Source organism: Scandinavium manionii (assembly GCF_024764775.1).
Classification (GTDB): domain Bacteria; phylum Pseudomonadota; class Gammaproteobacteria; order Enterobacterales; family Enterobacteriaceae; genus Scandinavium; species Scandinavium manionii.
The window spans coordinates 87,408-104,191 of record NZ_JALIGC010000038.1; the positions used below are offsets into that span (position 1 = coordinate 87,408).

At 54.3% G+C, this 16,784-nt stretch carries 13 protein-coding genes; 8 read left to right on the plus strand and 5 right to left on the minus strand.

Going from position 1 to position 16,784, the window contains the following annotated elements; translation table 11 throughout:
- Positions 1 to 51: 51 nt before the first annotated feature.
- From aceF to pdhR, 3 genes are all read right to left on the minus strand, one after another.
- Entirely contained in the window at positions 52 to 1,941 is a 1,890-nt protein-coding gene (aceF, locus tag MUU51_RS12330; RefSeq protein ID WP_258967846.1) for a pyruvate dehydrogenase complex dihydrolipoyllysine-residue acetyltransferase, read from the minus strand.
- A gap of 14 nt (positions 1,942 to 1,955) precedes the next feature.
- The gene (gene aceE, locus MUU51_RS12335) at positions 1,956 to 4,619 is read right to left on the minus strand and encodes a pyruvate dehydrogenase (acetyl-transferring), homodimeric type (protein ID WP_159771016.1); all 2,664 of its coding nucleotides are present in this window, start codon (positions 4,617 to 4,619) and stop codon (positions 1,956 to 1,958) included.
- 142 nt (positions 4,620 to 4,761) lie between these two features.
- Positions 4,762 to 5,526 carry a pyruvate dehydrogenase complex transcriptional repressor PdhR gene (gene pdhR, locus MUU51_RS12340; protein ID WP_110510788.1) on the minus strand — a complete coding sequence of 255 codons (765 nt, stop codon included), beginning with the start codon at positions 5,524 to 5,526 and terminating at the stop codon, positions 4,762 to 4,764.
- Between the two features lie 558 nt (positions 5,527 to 6,084).
- Between pdhR and aroP the strand changes: the two genes are divergently transcribed.
- The 6 genes from aroP to MUU51_RS12370 all read left to right on the plus strand — a co-directional run bounded on the left by aroP (position 6,085) and on the right by MUU51_RS12370 (position 13,747).
- Positions 6,085 to 7,455, plus strand: a complete 1,371-nt coding sequence (gene aroP, locus MUU51_RS12345; RefSeq protein ID WP_200849677.1) for an aromatic amino acid transporter AroP — start codon at positions 6,085 to 6,087, stop codon at positions 7,453 to 7,455.
- A gap of 104 nt (positions 7,456 to 7,559) precedes the next feature.
- Positions 7,560 to 8,600 (plus strand): LacI family DNA-binding transcriptional regulator, encoded by a 1,041-nt coding sequence (locus MUU51_RS12350; protein ID WP_159771019.1) that lies wholly within the window; start codon positions 7,560 to 7,562, stop codon positions 8,598 to 8,600.
- A gap of 153 nt (positions 8,601 to 8,753) precedes the next feature.
- The gene (locus MUU51_RS12355; RefSeq protein ID WP_258967847.1) at positions 8,754 to 9,824 is read left to right on the plus strand and encodes an SIS domain-containing protein; all 1,071 of its coding nucleotides are present in this window, start codon (positions 8,754 to 8,756) and stop codon (positions 9,822 to 9,824) included.
- A gap of 39 nt (positions 9,825 to 9,863) precedes the next feature.
- Entirely contained in the window at positions 9,864 to 11,231 is a 1,368-nt protein-coding gene (locus MUU51_RS12360) for a PTS transporter subunit EIIC (protein ID WP_258967848.1), read from the plus strand.
- Between the two features lie 165 nt (positions 11,232 to 11,396).
- On the plus strand, positions 11,397 to 12,800 hold the full coding sequence (locus tag MUU51_RS12365; RefSeq protein ID WP_159771028.1) for an MFS transporter: 1,404 nt from the start codon (positions 11,397 to 11,399) through the stop codon (positions 12,798 to 12,800).
- The gene (locus MUU51_RS12370; protein ID WP_159771031.1) at positions 12,797 to 13,747 is read left to right on the plus strand and encodes a glycoside hydrolase family 43 protein; all 951 of its coding nucleotides are present in this window, start codon (positions 12,797 to 12,799) and stop codon (positions 13,745 to 13,747) included. The genes MUU51_RS12365 and MUU51_RS12370 overlap by 4 nt, the downstream gene beginning before the upstream one ends.
- 40 nt (positions 13,748 to 13,787) lie before the next feature.
- Here the strand turns inward: MUU51_RS12370 and ampE are convergent, their stop codons facing one another.
- Positions 13,788 to 14,642 carry a beta-lactamase regulator AmpE gene (gene ampE, locus MUU51_RS12375; RefSeq protein WP_159771034.1) on the minus strand — a complete coding sequence of 285 codons (855 nt, stop codon included), beginning with the start codon at positions 14,640 to 14,642 and terminating at the stop codon, positions 13,788 to 13,790.
- Entirely contained in the window at positions 14,639 to 15,202 is a 564-nt protein-coding gene (gene ampD, locus MUU51_RS12380; protein ID WP_159771055.1) for a 1,6-anhydro-N-acetylmuramyl-L-alanine amidase AmpD, read from the minus strand. Before ampD ends, ampE begins: the two co-directional genes overlap by 4 nt.
- Positions 15,203 to 15,289: 87 nt before the next feature.
- Between ampD and nadC the strand changes: the two genes are divergently transcribed.
- Together nadC and ppdD are read left to right on the plus strand one after the other, a co-directional pair.
- Positions 15,290 to 16,183 carry a carboxylating nicotinate-nucleotide diphosphorylase gene (gene nadC, locus MUU51_RS12385; RefSeq protein ID WP_159771058.1) on the plus strand — a complete coding sequence of 298 codons (894 nt, stop codon included), beginning with the start codon at positions 15,290 to 15,292 and terminating at the stop codon, positions 16,181 to 16,183.
- 158 nt (positions 16,184 to 16,341) lie between these two features.
- Positions 16,342 to 16,779 carry a prepilin peptidase-dependent pilin gene (ppdD, locus tag MUU51_RS12390; RefSeq protein ID WP_159771061.1) on the plus strand — a complete coding sequence of 146 codons (438 nt, stop codon included), beginning with the start codon at positions 16,342 to 16,344 and terminating at the stop codon, positions 16,777 to 16,779.
- Positions 16,780 to 16,784: the final 5 nt, after the last annotated feature.

Genomic DNA, 16,784 nt, shown 5'->3' on the forward strand with positions numbered 1-16,784 from the left:
TGCGTAATGAGATTACCAGAAAAAAGCCGGCCGATTGGCCGGCTTTTTCGCTTACATCACCAGGCGGCGAATGTCAGCCAGGGTGTTGTTGATGATGGTAATGAAGCGAGCACCATCAGCACCGTCGATGACACGGTGGTCGAAGGAAAGAGACATAGGCATCATCAGACGCGGTACGAACTCTTTACCGTTCCACACCGGCTCCATCGCCGACTTGGAGACACCGAGGATGGCCACTTCTGGCGCATTCACGATTGGCGCGAAGTGAGTCGTCCCGATCCCGCCGAGGCTGGAGATGGTGAAACAACCGCCCTGCATTTCGCCAGCGGTCAACTTGCCATCACGGGCTTTCTTGGAGATAGCCATCAGTTCGCGAGACAGTTCGGTGATGCTCTTCTTGTTCACGTCTTTGAAGACCGGAACAACGAGGCCGTTCGGGGTATCAACCGCTACGCCGACGTTGATGTATTTCTTCAGTGTCAGTTTCTGGCCGTCTTCAGACAGAGAGCTGTTGAAGCGTGGCATCTGCTCAAGTGCAGTCGCAACCGCTTTCATGATGAACACCACAGGGGTGAACTTCACGTCCAGCTTGCGCTTAGCCGCTTCTTCGTTCTGCTGTTTACGGAACGCTTCCAGATCGGTGATATCGGTTTTGTCGAAGTGGGTAACGTGCGGGATCATCACCCAGTTACGGCTCAGGTTAGCACCAGAGATTTTCTGGATGCGGCCCATTTCCACTTCTTCGATTTCGCCGAACTTGCTGAAGTCCACTTTCGGCCATGGCAGCATGCCTGGCAGACCACCACCGGTTGCGGCAGCAGGTGCTGACTCAGCGCGTTTCACCGCGTCTTTCACGTAAGCCTGAACGTCTTCGCGCAGGATACGACCTTTACGACCGCTGCCTTTCACTTTCGCCAGGTTCACGCCGAATTCGCGTGCCAGACGGCGGATCAGCGGAGTCGCGTGAACGTACGCGTCGTTCTCAGCGAACTCTGATTTGCCTTCTGCTTTCGTAGCCGGGGCCGCTGCAGGTGCTGCTTTAGCGGGTGCCGGAGCGGCGGCCGCTGGTGCTGAAGCTGGAGCCGCAGCCGGTGCAGCGCCTTCCACTTCGAAGACCATGATCAGAGAGCCGGTAGACACTTTGTCACCGGTGCTGATTTTGATTTCTTTTACGGTACCTGCGAATGGGGCCGGAACTTCCATTGAAGCCTTGTCACCTTCTACGGTGATCAGTGACTGTTCAGCGGCAACTTTATCGCCCACTTTTACCATCACTTCGGTCACTTCAACTTCGTCACCGCCGATGTCCGGTACGTTAACGTCTTTTGCGCCAGTCGCAGCAGGTGCTGCTGCCGCAGCCGGAGCTGCAGACTGTGCCGGAGCGGCAGCAGGTGCTTCACCCGCTACGTCGAAGACCATAATCAGCGAGCCGGTAGACACTTTGTCGCCGGTGTTGATTTTGATCTCTTTCACTGTGCCTGCGAACGGGGCCGGAACTTCCATTGAGGCTTTGTCGCCTTCAACGGTGATCAGGGACTGTTCAGCGGCAACGGTGTCGCCCACTTTGACCAGGATTTCGGTGACTTCAACTTCGTCGCCGCCGATATCCGGCACGTTAACGTCTTTTGCCGCAGCCGCAGCTGGGGCAGCAGCAGGTGCCGCGTCTTTATTCTCTTCTGCCTGAGCAGGTGCAGCAGCTGCTGCACCGTCGGCGGAATCGAAAATCATGATCAGTTTACCGGTCTCGGTTTTGTCACCGACAGAGACTTTGATCTCTTTGACGATGCCAGCCTGCGGAGACGGAACTTCCATAGAGGCTTTGTCGCCTTCCACGGTGATCAGCGACTGTTCAACTTCAACTTTGTCGCCTGGTTTGACCAGGATCTCGGTGATTTCAACTTCATCAGCCCCGATGTCCGGCACATTGATTTCGATAGCCATTATTTTCTTACCTCTTACGCCAGACGCGGGTTAACTTTATCTGCATCGATGTTGAACTTGGTGATCGCTTCCGCTACCACTTTCTTGTCGATTTCACCACGTTTGGCCAGTTCGCCCAGGGCTGCAACAACCACATAAGAAGCATCAACTTCAAAGTGGTGACGCAGGTTTTCACGGCTGTCAGAACGACCAAAGCCGTCGGTACCCAGTACGCGGTAATCATCAGCCGGTACATAAGTACGAACCTGTTCAGCAAACAGTTTCATATAGTCAGTCGATGCCACTGCCGGTGCGTCGTTCATCACCTGAGCGATGTACGGAACGCGCGGAGTTTCCATCGGGTGCAGCATGTTCCAGCGCTCACAGTCCTGACCGTCACGGGCCAGTTCGGTGAAGGAGGTGACGGAGTACACGTCAGAGCCCACGCCGTAGTCGTTGGCCAGGATCTGCGCTGCTTCACGAACGTGACGCAGGATAGAACCGGAGCCCAGCAGCTGAACTTTACCTTTGTTACCCGCAACGGTTTCAAGTTTGTAGATACCTTTACGGATACCTTCCTCGGCACCTTCCGGCATCGCCGGCATGTGGTAGTTTTCGTTCAGGGTGGTGATGTAATAGAACACGTTCTCTTGCGCTTCACCGTACATGCGAACCAGGCCGTCATGCATGATGACAGCAACTTCGTACGCGTAAGACGGGTCATAAGAGATACAGTTCGGGATAGTCAGAGACTGAATATGGCTGTGACCATCTTCGTGCTGTAGACCTTCACCGTTCAGGGTGGTACGACCGGAAGTCCCGCCGACCAGGAAGCCACGAGCCTGCTGATCGCCTGCCTGCCAGCACAGGTCGCCGATACGCTGGAAACCGAACATGGAGTAGTAGATGTAGAACGGGATCATTGGCAGATTGTTGGTGCTGTAAGACGTCGCAGCCGCCAGCCAGGATGCGCCTGCACCCAGTTCGTTGATACCTTCCTGCAGGATCTGACCTTTCTCGTCTTCTTTGTAATACGCTACCTGCTCACGGTCCTGCGGGGTGTACTGCTGGCCGTTGGAGCTGTAGATACCAATCTGACGGAACAGACCTTCCATACCGAAGGTACGCGCTTCATCGGCGAGAATCGGAACCAGACGCTCTTTGATAGACGGGTTCTTCAACATCACGTTCAGGGCACGAACGAAAGCGATGGTGGTCGAAATCTCTTTGTTCTGCTCTTCCAGCAGCTGAGAGAAGTCTGCCAGCGCAGGCATTTCCAGTTTCTCGGAGAAGTTCACCTGGCGGCTTGGCAGGTAGCCATGCAGCTTCTGACGCTGTGCGTGCAGGTAGGTGTGTTCTTCAGAACCTTCAGCGAAGGTGACGTACGGCAGTTTTTCGATGTCAGCATCGGTAACGGGTACGTTGAAACGGTCACGGACGTAACGAACGCCGTCCATGTTCATTTTCTTCACCTGGTGAGCGATGTTTTTGCCTTCGGCAGTTTCACCCATGCCATAACCTTTAACGGTATGTGCAAGGATGACAGTCGCTTTACCTTTGGTGTCCTGCGCGTTTTTCAGTGCAGCGTAGACTTTCTTCGGATCGTGACCACCACGGTTCAACGCCCAGATCTGCTCATCAGTCCAGTCTGCAACCAGTGCGGCAGTTTCAGGATATTTACCGAAGAAGTGCTCACGTACGTAAGCGCCGTTTTTGGATTTGAAGGTCTGGTAGTCGCCATCAACGGTTTCGTTCATCAGCTGAATCAGCTTACCGCTGGTGTCTTTACGCAGCAGCTCATCCCAACGACCGCCCCACATGACTTTCACTACGTTCCAGCCAGCACCGCTGAAGATGCCTTCCAGTTCGTTAACGATTTTGCCGTTACCGGTGACCGGGCCATCCAGACGCTGGAGGTTACAGTTGATGATGAAGCACAGGTTGTCCAGCTTGTCGCGGGTTGCAATGGTGATAGCACCCTTGGATTCTGGTTCATCCATCTCGCCGTCGCCCAGGAAGGCATAAACGGTCTGCTTAGAGGTATCTTTCAGGCCACGGTGTTCCAGATATTTCAGGAATTTAGCCTGGTAGATAGCACCAATTGGGCCCAGACCCATGGATACGGTCGGGAACTGCCAGAATTCTGGCATCAGTTTTGGATGCGGGTAAGAAGAGAGACCGTTACCGTGAACTTCCTGACGGAAGTTGTTCATCTGCTCTTCGGTCAGACGACCTTCAAGGAATGCACGTGCGTAAACGCCTGGAGAGATGTGGCCCTGGAAGTACACCAGGTCGCCGCCATCTTGCTCGTTGCGTGCACGGAAGAAGTGGTTGTAGCACACTTCATAAATGGTCGCAGAAGACTGGAAGGAGGACATGTGGCCACCCAGTTCCAGATCTTTTTTGGATGCGCGCAGAACGGTCATGATCGCGTTCCAGCGGATAGCTGAACGAATGCGGCGTTCCAGATCCAGATCGCCCGGATATTCCGGCTCATCTTCAACGGCAATTGTATTCACATAATTGCTTGCCCCGGCTCCAGCTGCCACGCTCACGCCGCCTTTGCGGGCTTCGGAAAGCAGCTGATCAATCAGATACTGAGCGCGCTCAACACCTTCTTCACGGATGACCGATTCGATCGCCTGTAGCCAGTCGCGAGTTTCGATCGGATCCACGTCATTTTGCAAACGGTCTGACATGGGGGGTATTCCTTATCTATCTAATAACGTTGATTTGTCTGGAACCTGTCCCATTGCGTTTTCGCTGTGCAAAAGCGCAATAAGACAGGTTCTGCGTTTAGTTGCCGCGCTCTAAATACTGGCGCATAAAAATCAGGTGTTGCTAGTCCTTCCGTTGCTGTAGGCGGCGAAGCGAGCGGTCTCGACGACTTTGCTCACGGCTGCGGTCCAGCAAGATTTCCTCAATGAAGGCCAGGTGACGGTGCGAAGCTTCTCGCGCTTGCTCCGGCTCTCTGGCCATTATCGCCTCGAAAACACGAGTGCGATGGCTGCTGACCAGCGGAAGCATTTCCCGGCTGGCATACAGCAATTCAAAGTTCTGTCGAACGTTCTGCGCGAGCATTGGTTCCATGCAGCGTAGCAGATGGAGTAAGACCACATTATGGGCGGCTTCGGTGACGGCAATTTGATACTGGACGACAGCGCTGGATTCGGCATCAAGATCGCCAGACTGCTGAGCGACTTCAATCGCGCGATGCAGCTCGCGGATGCGCGTACGATCTTCTTCGTTACTGCGTAACGCAGCATAGTACGCGGCAATACCTTCCAGTGCGTGGCGGGTTTCCAGCAGATCAAATTGGGATTCAGGGTGGTCGGAGAGCAATTCTACCAGCGGATCGCTGAAGCTCTGCCAAAGGCTACTTTGAACAAAGGTACCGCCGCCCTGGCGACGAAGCAGAAGGCCCTTCGCTTCGAGACGTTGAATCGCCTCACGCAGAGAGGGACGGGACACGTCGAACTGTTTTGCCAGTTCGCGTTCAGGCGGAAGTTTTTCACCGGGGCGCAGCGTCCCCTCAAGAATCAAAAACTCCAGCTGCTGCTCAATCACATCGGATAATTTTGGTTGGCGGATTTTGCTGTAGGCCATGGTTCCCTGTCTCAAGCCATTTTACCCGGAGTCAATTGGTCTTACCAATTCATAGTTCGTGACGCTAAAGTAACAAAGTATTCACCTTCTGTCCATACAGGTTTTGATTGAAATCAGTAAACCCGGCACATTTTAACAACCTTACAGAAGACACGTTTCAGAAATGTAACTTTGCAAAAATGTCGCGTTTACCTATAAAGGAGGAGATTTAACCAGGCAGAAACGAAAAAATGTGCAGCCTGAAGCGATTCAACACCACAAAAAATGCATGAAAATTCATGTTCTCCCGGCAATTTCTGAATATCAAACGGCCGATCGACTCCCTTCCCGCATTTACATTTGCTTTCTTTTTATGCAACTCGTCATCACCCCTTCATAAAGCAGGTGCATTCAGTCGCACTTACCACTATTCTCCCAACTGCGGAAGACACCTGAATAACTTTCAGATCTCTGCCCTGTAAAAAATAATGTACAGAATATGGAAAGTTCATAACGACACGCGCTTAGAACCTGAGTTCTTATAAAAGTGTAGAAAAATCAACCACACACGAGGTTTTCATGATGGAAGGTCAACAGCAAGGCGATCAGCTGAAGCGCGGCCTTAAAAACCGCCACATTCAGCTGATCGCGCTGGGTGGAGCTATCGGAACGGGCCTGTTTCTGGGCAGCGCCTCCGTTATTCAATCCGCAGGACCGGGGATTATTCTCGGCTATGCGATAGCAGGTTTTGTGGCCTTTCTGATCATGCGTCAGTTAGGTGAAATGGTGGTAGAAGAGCCGGTTGCCGGTTCTTTCAGCCACTTTGCCTATAAGTACTGGGGCAACTTTGCCGGTTTCGCCTCCGGCTGGAACTACTGGGTGCTGTACGTGCTGGTCGCAATGGCCGAGCTGACGGCGGTCGGGAAATACATCCAGTTCTGGTGGCCTGAAATCCCAACCTGGGCGTCTGCTGCGGTGTTCTTCGTGGTGATCAACGCCGTCAACCTGACCAACGTTAAAGTGTTCGGTGAGATGGAGTTCTGGTTTGCCATCATCAAAGTCGTCGCGGTTGTGGCGATGATCCTGTTCGGCGGCTGGCTGCTGTTCAGCGGCAACGGTGGCCCGCAGGCTACCGTACGTAATCTGTGGGATCAGGGAGGTTTCCTGCCGCACGGCATACACGGGCTGGTGATGATGATGGCGATCATCATGTTCTCCTTCGGCGGCCTGGAACTGGTCGGCATAACCGCTGCTGAAGCCGATGATCCGCAGAAAAGCATCCCGAAAGCCACCAACCAGGTTATCTACCGTATCCTGATTTTCTATGTGGGCTCGCTGGCGGTTCTGCTGTCGCTACTGCCGTGGACGCGTGTGACTTCAGACACCAGCCCGTTCGTGCTTATCTTCCACGAACTCGGCGACACCTTCGTGGCTAACGCCCTGAACGTGGTGGTACTGACCGCCGCGCTGTCGGTGTACAACAGCTGCGTATACTGTAACAGCCGTATGCTGTTCGGCCTGGCGCAGCAGGGCAACGCCCCGAAAGCGCTGTCTAAAGTCGACAAACGTGGCGTGCCGGTTAACACCATTCTGGTTTCTGCACTGTTCACCGCGCTGTGCGTGCTGATCAACTACCTGGCGCCGGAATCCGCATTTGGCCTGCTGATGGCACTGGTGGTTTCTGCTCTGGTAATTAACTGGGCGATGATTAGCCTGGCGCACATCAAATTCCGCCGCGCGAAGAAACAGCAGGGCGTCACCACGCGCTTCCCTGCCCTGTTCTATCCGCTGGGGAACTGGATTTGCCTGTTTACCGTTGCTGCGGTGCTGGTCATCATGCTGATGACGCCGGGCATGGCCATCTCCGTGTATCTGATCCCGGTGTGGATTGTGATTCTGGGCATTGGCTACATGGTTAAACAGAAAGGGGCTAAAGCCGTCCGCGCTTAATCCTTTCACGCTCTGTACCTCATTGCGGGTACAGAGCGTTTCTCCCCTGTCCAAAAAGAGGTACCATCCAGCGGTAACAGCCGACAAAAGGATGCGTGCGACCGATGAAAAAGAACCTGACGATCAAAGACATTGCCGAACTGGCGAACGTCTCCATCGCGACTGTTTCACGGGTGCTGAACAACAACAGCTGGGTGTCTGACAAGACGCGCGAGAAAGTGCAGAAGGTCATCGACGATCACAATTTCAGCCCGAACCTGATGGCCCGCAGCATGATCTCCCGCAAGAGCATGACGCTGGCCGTTGTGGTTTCCGACATCACCAGCCCATACTTTGCCACTCTGGTCGAACAGATTGAAAAAGCCTGTTTGCAGGCAGGCTACAAAATCGTGCTGTTCGATACGCAATCCGCCAACAAGCGCACTGATTCAAGTCAGGTGATTGCCGAAGATCAGATTTTCAGCAGCATCATCGACAGCCAGCTCGACGGGGTAATTATCCTCGGCGGCAATATCGACTACCTGAAAATCCCCGAAGGCTATCTCGATGGTTTACAGAAGCTTATCGCCACCCTGCCGGTCATTGTCGTGGGCCGTAAGCTGGCACATTACGACTACACCTGCCTGCAGCGCGATCAGGTGAACTGCGTGAAGATGGTCACCAAATATCTGCTGGAAAAAGGCCATCGCGACATCGCGTTTATCGGCGGTTCGCCGGGCGTCTACATGACCGGCCAGCGCGTCAGCGCCTTCCGCGACACCCTGCGACAGGCTGAGATCGACGCGGACAACGCGCATATCATCGAAACCAACTTCTACTCCCAGCATGGTTATGAGGCCATTTCTCGCCTGCTGAAATCCGGGCGCGCCCTACCCCAGGCGTTACTGGCGATCAACGACCGTGTGGCGATGGGTGCCATTCGTGCGCTCAAAGACAACGGCCTGAACGTGCCGGACGATATCGCCGTCGCCAGCTGTGAATACTTCCCCGGCAGCGAATATTATATTCCGCGCCTGACCACCGTCGATCATCAGAATAATGTGTTAGGACAACAGGTTATTCGCCAGATGATGACCCTGTTGCAGGACATGTTGCCCGAGTCCCTCGACATAACCCCCCAGCTCATTACGGGCGAATCTGCTTAATTTCTTCCCTCGACCTTGCCCGGTAGCACCGCTCCTGACCGGGCTTACAAATCGATCCAAATCACATATCTGAGATCATTAAATTGACCAATCATTTTCCCTGATCATATTTTACTGAAAACGTTTTCAGGTTTTCAGCGCAGAGAGGGCAAGATGAAACCGACCATGATGACTTACATCCACGAAGAGCATGCGACGCTGTCGCAAATTCTGAATAACTATCCGGCATCAATCCCGGCAATCGAAGACGAGAATGAGTGGCTGCTGCTGGCCACCGGCTCCAGCGTCAACGCAGCGGTCAGCGCCAAGTACTACATCGAAAGCCTGTCTGACGTGCGGGTAACGATCGCTGAGCCATTCCACTACCAGCATTTCGAGAAGCATAATCCTGCCATTCGTACGGTGGTGGCTGTTTCGCAAAGCGGGGAAAGCACCTCGACTCTGCACGCCCTGGCAGCGCTGAAAAAGCGCTTCACGGTGAAAACCGTCGGTGTAACCAGCAAACCGCAAAGCGAGCTGGCGAAAACGGCAGATACTTTCGTGCTGCTGGATATTGGTGAAGAGCGCGTGGGCTACGTGACCAAAGGCTACGTCTCCACCATTCTGACGCTAATGCTGATGGGTCTGCGCCATGCGCATGCCGTCGGGGCGATTGATGATGCGCGGGAGCTGCAAGAGCTGGCGACATTGCGCGAAGCCGTGAACGCAATCCCGGCCATTATCGACACCACCGAATCATTTTTCAGCCGCTGGAAGGACTGCCTCATCGCCTCCCCACGCTTCACCAGCATCGGCTACGGCCCGGCGGTAGGCGTGTGCATGGAGATGGCGACCAAATTCACTGAAACCGTGCGCGTGCCGTCTCAGGGCATTGAAATGGAAGTGTTTATGCACGGCCCGTATTTCGAAATTAACCCGCAGCACCGACTGTTTTTCCTCGATGTGCCGAGTGTAGCCCGTGAGCGTCTGAACCTGCTGCGCCAGTACGAGCAGCGCCACACCCAGTACGTTTACACCGTCACGCCGGGCAGCAGCGACGACCCGCATACGCTGGCTCTGAATGTCGATGTGCCGGAAACCGTGCTGCCGCTGCTGATGATTATTCCTTTCCAGATCCTCGCCCATCACATCGCCGAGGGGAAAGGCAACAACCTGCCGCAGCGTATCTTCACCGACTTTGGCATTGCCGTAAAAAGTAAAACCAAACCTGGCGACTACGCCTGATTAGCCGATCGTACCCTCTGACTTATAAGGTGCTTCACCATGGCGACTTCATACTTACCCATAGCAGAGCAGATCCTCGCCGCCGTTGGCGGTAAGGAAAACGTGGTTCACGCCACCCATTGCGCCACCCGTCTGCGGCTGAACCTGAAAGACGACAGCAAAATCAATGAAGAGCAGCTGTACATGCTGCAGGACGTGGTGAAGCTGGTGAACAACGGCAGCCAGTTCCAGATTGTTATCGGCCCTAAAGTTGAGAAAGTCTTCGCGGCGATGAGCCCAATGCTGTCGGACAGCAACGCGCCCGCCGAGCAGCCTGCGCAAAAAAGCTCGCTGTTCAACCGAATGCTGGCGACGCTCTCCGCCATTTTCACGCCGTACATCGGCGTATTGGCGGGCGTCGGGGTGGTCAAAGGATTGGTCGTTTTACTGCAAACGATGGATCTGATTTCCACCCAATCCTGGCTGTTCGTGGTGCTGAACGCGCTGTCCAGCGGGGTGTTCGTGATGCTGCCGCTGTTTATCGCCGTTACCGCGTCCGATAAATTCAAAACTAACCGCTTTACCGCACTGGCGCTGACCGCGGCGATGATTTTCCCGTTAACGGACGCCGCCACGCCAAACAGCATCGAGATATTCCACCTCACCTTCCCGCTAAAAATCTATGGCGGCGCGGTGATCCCGGCAATTTTTGCGGTGTGGTTCCTGAGTTACGTCGAGCGCTGGTTCAAGAAAGTGGTTCCGGAAGTGGCGGCGCTGGTTTTCGTGCCGTGTCTGTCTCTGTTGGTGTGCGGGTTTGTGGTGTTCACGGTGATCGGCCCGATTGCCGACTACGTGGGGATTGGCATCGCCAACGGTTACACCTGGCTTTATAACCTGAGCCCGGTCCTGTCCGGCGCGCTACTGGCGGGGATTGGTCAGCTGTTCGTGGTATTCGGCGTACACTGGGGCATCATCCCGATTGCGCTCATCAACATGCAGGTCAACGGCTACGACACCGTAATGGCGATGTTTATGTCAGCGGTGATGGGCCAGTTCGGTGCGGCCTTCGGGGCCATCTTTATTGCCCGTAACCTGAAGGACAGACAGCTCGCGATTTCCGCATCTATCTCCGCGTTCTTCGGCATCACCGAGCCAGCGCTGTACGGCGTAAATCTGAAATACCGGATGCTGTTTATCTTCGGCTGTATCGGTGCGGCAATGGGTGGCGCTATCACCGGCTTCCTGCGGGTTAAAACCTATAGCTTCCTGCCGGTGCTGAACGTCTTTGAGCTCGGTTTGTTCAGCGGCCCGGATTCGAAAGCGATTTACGAGGTCATTGCGATTGTGGTGGCCTTCTGCGTCCCGGCAATCCTGACTATTCTGTACGGCAAGAGTCGTATGCTGGTTTCCGCCACGGATTTACGCTAATTATCCACATGTTGTAGCGGCTGAAAACCGCTACAACAGCATGTTACCTGCCTCACACTTTTTTTTGCATGACATAATTGTCCATCTCTTCACCTAGATTCTGCAACGCTATTATTGACGAACAAGCGAATACTTCCCCCCATACCTCTACGGGAGAAACGCTTGATGGACAACACTAAACTGTCAGTGAGAGAAAAGATCGGCTACGGCATGGGCGATGCCGGATGCAACATGATTGGCGGTGCCATCATGTTGTTTCTTAATTATTTTTATACTGATGTCTTCGGGCTGGCTCCGGCACTGGTGGGCATTCTGCTGCTTTCTGTGCGCGTCATTGACGCCGTGACCGACCCCATAATGGGCGCGATTGCCGACCGAACTTCCACGCGCTGGGGCCGTTTCAGACCCTGGCTGTTATGGATTTCCGTCCCGTACGTCCTGTTTAGCGTGCTGATGTTTACCACGCCTGACTGGGGTTATCATAGCAAGGTTGTCTATGCCTTCGTGACCTACTTCCTGATGTCACTGACCTACACCGCCATCAATATTCCTTATTGCTCTCTCGGCGGAGTGATCACCGCCGATCCTCATGAGCGCGTCGCCTGCCAGTCTTACCGCTTCTTTATGGTGGGTATCGCCACGCTTATCCTCTCCTCGACCTTACTGCCGATGGCGGACTGGTTTGGCGGCGCCGATAAAGCCAAAGGCTACCAGATGTCGATGGGCGTGATGGCGATTATCGCATTGTTTATGTTCCTGTTTTGTTTTGCTACGGTGCGCGAACGCATCCGCCCGGCAGTACAAAGCAACGACGAACTGAAGAAAGACCTGAAAGACGTGTGGAAAAACGATCAGTGGGTGCGCATTCTGCTGCTGACCCTGAGCAACGTCTGTCCTGGTTTTATCCGCATGGCGGCGACCATGTATTACGTTACCTGGGTGATGCAGCAAAGTACCCATTTTGCGACGCTGTTTATCAGCCTCGGCGTGGTGGGGATGATGATTGGCAGTATGCTGGCGAAAGTGCTGACCGACCGCTGGTGCAAGCTGCAGGTGTTCTTCTGGACCAACATCGCGCTGGCGATTTTCTCCTGCGCCTTCTATTTCTTCGACCCGCACGCCACGATGATGATTATGGTTCTCTACTTCCTGCTCAACATCCTGCATCAGATCCCGTCCCCGCTGCACTGGTCGCTGATGGCGGACGTCGATGACTACGGCGAATGGAAAACGGGCAAACGCATCACCGGCATCAGCTTCTCGGGTAATCTGTTCTTCCTGAAAGTCGGGCTGGCGGTAGCAGGCGCGATGGTCGGCTTCCTGCTCTCCTGGTACGGTTACGATGCGGGTGCAAAAGCGCAGAGCCCGGAGGCCATCAACGGTATCGTCCTGCTGTTCAGCGTTATCCCTGGTGTCGGGTATTTGATTACCGCAGGCGTAGTGCGTCTGCTGAAAGTGGACCGTGAAATGATGAAGCAGATCCAGTCAGACCTGGAAAAACGTCGTCAGAACTATCGTGAACTGAATGATTATCAGACCGAGGCTGAACTCGTAAGGAAACCACAATGAGCCACTGGCCCAACCCCTTTATTGAGCAGCGCGCGGACCCCTTTATCCTGCGCCATGACGGCCTGTATTACTTCATTGCTTCGGTGCCGGAATATGACCGGCTGGAAATTCGCCGCGCCGCTGATATCGACGGATTACGCACCGCCGAACCGGTGGTGGTGTGGCGCAAACCCGACACCGGCCCGATGAGCCAGCTTATCTGGGCACCTGAACTGCACTGTATCGACGGCACCTGGGTTATCTATTTTGCCGCCACCCACACCCATGATTTGGATACGCTGGGCATGTTCCAGCACCGGATGTATGCGCTGGCCTGTGACGACGCCGATCCGCTGACAGGTATGTGGTGGGAGAAAGGCCAGATAAAGACGCAATACGACACCTTTTCCCTCGATGCCACCACCTTTGAGCATCAGGGTAAACAGTGGTATCTGTGGGCGCAAAAAGATCCGGATATTGACGGAAATACCAACCTCTACCTGGCCGAACTGGAAAATCCATGGACGATTAAGGGCACACCGCTAATGCTCAGCAAACCGGAATTTGACTGGGAGTGTCGCGGTTTTCTGGTTAATGAAGGCCCGGCAGTACTGGTTCATAACGACAAACTGTTCGTTAGCTATTCCGCCAGCGCCACCGATGAAAACTACTGCATGGGGCTGCTGTGGATTGCGCTCGACGCCGACCCGATGCAGGCCAGCAACTGGCATAAATCACCGCATCCGGTGTTCACGACCAGCTATGAAAACAAACAGTACGGGCCAGGGCATAACAGCTTTACTCAAACCCCGAACGGTGACGATGTGCTGGTTTATCACGCCCGCAACTACACCGAAATCGAAGGTGACCCGCTGTACGATCCGAACCGTCATACCCGTTTAAAACTTATCCGCTGGAAAGAAAACGGGATGCCTGATTTCGGCATCCCGCATGCGGATTCACTGTAAAAACAACGGCACGCTGCTATACCCAAATAGTTGCAGGGTATTAAACCAGCGTGCCGTAAATCGTCAGCAACGCCATGATAACCACCACCGCATAAGAGGCTTTCTTCGCCATCGACACCGCCGCTTTCGGCGTTTCTACTTTATCGACATGAGTCTCACGTTCCAGCGAGAACTGCGCCAGTTGTGTCAGCACCTGATACTGCGAAGTATGACGATCGCCGAGCGAGGCAAACCATGCAGGCAGCGCTTTTTCACCATGGCCAATCAGCGCGTACACAACGCCCACCAGCCGAACCGGCACCCAGTCCAGCAGGTGCAAAATGGCATCGACAGCGGATTGCTGACGATCCCGCGGCGTCTGATAACGCGCCAGCCAGGTTTGCCACGCACGCAGGAATGCATAGCCCATCAGCGTTGCAGGCCCGAACGGACCGCCGACTACGAACCAGAACAGCGGCGCGAGGTAGTAACGATAGTTAATCCACAGCAGCGCATTTTGCAGCTCACGCAGAAACTCTCGCTCATCACAGCCCGGCGGAACGCCATGAATCAGCGTCAACTCGGTGGCCATCGCATCACGCGCATGGGCATCGTTGCGGGAAGCGGCTTTCAGATAGGCGTGATAATGCAAACGTACCTTGCCCGCGCCAATACACAGCAGGCCAATCAGGATCCACATCACCAACAGCGGAACGTTAAACAACACCCCGAGCAGCGCGCGCTGCAACACATACACAATAGCCATCGCGATGACGGTCATCAGCACGGTGACAGTAAAGGAATAGTTCTTGATGCGGCGGAACAGAACTTCCAGCCGGTGATCGAGTTGCCAGTGCTCGCCCAGTTTGAACAAACGTTCGGCGATCAGCACCAGTAAGGTGGTAAACAGCGTCATGTCATCTCCTTATCTGACGGGTGGCTCACCAGAGAACGAAACCGTGGCCAGTCAAACGCCGGGCCAGGATCGGTTTTACGTTCAGGTGCGATATCACAGTGGCCCGTCATATTGCGGGCAATCGCCGGGTAAGCCGACATCAACACTTGGGTCAGGGCCGCAAGTTGCTGATATTGTTCGTCGGTATACGCCAGAGTATCCGTGCCTTCCAGCTCGATACCAATCGAGAAATCGTTACATTTCTCGCGCCCGTTGTAGCGTGAAACACCCGCATGCCAGGCGCGTTTATCGAAGGGAACATACTGCACGATTTCGCCGTCACGGCGAATCAGACAATGGGCTGAAACACGCAAATGGGCAATTTCGGCGAAAAAAGGATGCGCTTCGGGGTCTATAGTTCCCGTGAATAATGCGTCAATCCACGGGCCACCAAATTCACCGGGCGGCAAACTGATATTATGAACCACCAGCAGCGAAGGCGCTTCATCATCCGGGCGGCAATCATGATGCGGCGATGGAACGCGACGGGCATTCTCCAGCCAGCCACCGTGTAACTGCATGCGGGCTCTCCTTAATATATGGTGCAGAAATCCGGTTCAGAGTAGCATGTTTATAACTTATGATTCCTTACCATTTGGAGTTTTATCATGCCGCCTCGCCGCTACAATCCTGAGCATCGTCGTGACGTACTGCTGGAACGTATTAACCTCGATATCCCTGCTGCCGTTGCCCATGCTCTCCGTGAAGATTTAGGTGGCGAAGTGAACGCCGCGAACGATATTACCGCGCAGTTATTGCCGGAAGACACGCGCTCTCACGCCGTCGTGATCACCCGTGAAACGGGCGTATTCTGCGGTAAACGCTGGGTGGAAGAAGTGTTTATTCAGCTCGCCGGAGACGACGTCAGCATCACCTGGCACGTTGAGGACGGTGACTTACTGGAAGAAAATCAGCCACTGTTTGAACTGAATGGCCCATCGCGCGTACTGCTGACCGGCGAACGTACGGCGCTGAATTTTGTGCAGACCCTTTCCGGCGTCGCCAGCAACGTCCGCCGCTATGTCGATCTACTCGAAGGCACCAAAACGCAACTGCTCGACACCCGTAAAACACTGCCAGGACTGCGTACCGCGCTGAAATATGCAGTGCTCTGCGGCGGCGGGACCAATCACCGTCTCGGCCTGTCGGATGCATTCTTGATCAAAGAAAACCACATCATTGCCTCCGGATCCGTACGTCAGGCGGTGGAAAAAGCCTTCTGGCTGCACCCGGATGTGCCGGTGGAAGTCGAAGTGGAAAGCCTCGAAGAATTGCAGGCCGCGCTAAAAGCCGGGGCGGATATCATCATGCTGGATAACTTCGACATCGAACACATGCGCGAAGCGGTGAACATCACCCACGGTCAGGCTCAACTTGAAGTCTCCGGCAACGTGACCTTCGACACCATTCGTGAATTTGCTGAAACTGGCGTGGATTTTATTTCCGTTGGCGCACTCACCAAACACGTGCAGGCACTCGACCTGTCGATGCGTTTTAAATAACATCTTCTGCGAAGGGGTTTGCGAGCCCCTTCGCAGCGAAATGTAACGCTCGTGCAATCGGCCATAAACCTTTGAAGCAGCCTTCCTGATCCCATTTTTGCTATTCGCCATCCGCATTTCTCCCTGCCAAAGTGCTCCCGTTTAACAAGGAGCGAAACATGGACAAGCAGCAAGGATTCACCCTGATCGAACTGATGGTTGTTATCGGTATCATTGCCATCCTCAGTGCCATCGGCATTCCGGCTTATCAAAACTACCTGCGAAAAGCGGCCCTCACTGACATGCTACAAACGTTTATGCCGTACCGCACCGCCATTGAGCTTTGCGCTCTCGACCATGGCGGAACCACCACCTGCGATGGAGGCACAAACGGGATCCCTTCTCCCACCACCAGCCGCTATGTCTCTGCCATGGAAGTCCTACAGGGAACGGTGACATTAACCGGCCAGGAAAGCCTGAACGGCTTAAGCGTTACCCTGAAACCCGCATGGGACAATGCGAATGGCGTAACCGGCTGGCAGCGCACCTGCACCATCGCCAGCGACGGCGCTCTGCAACAGGCGTGTGAAGACGTATTCCGCTTCACGGCACCTTGAGAGGC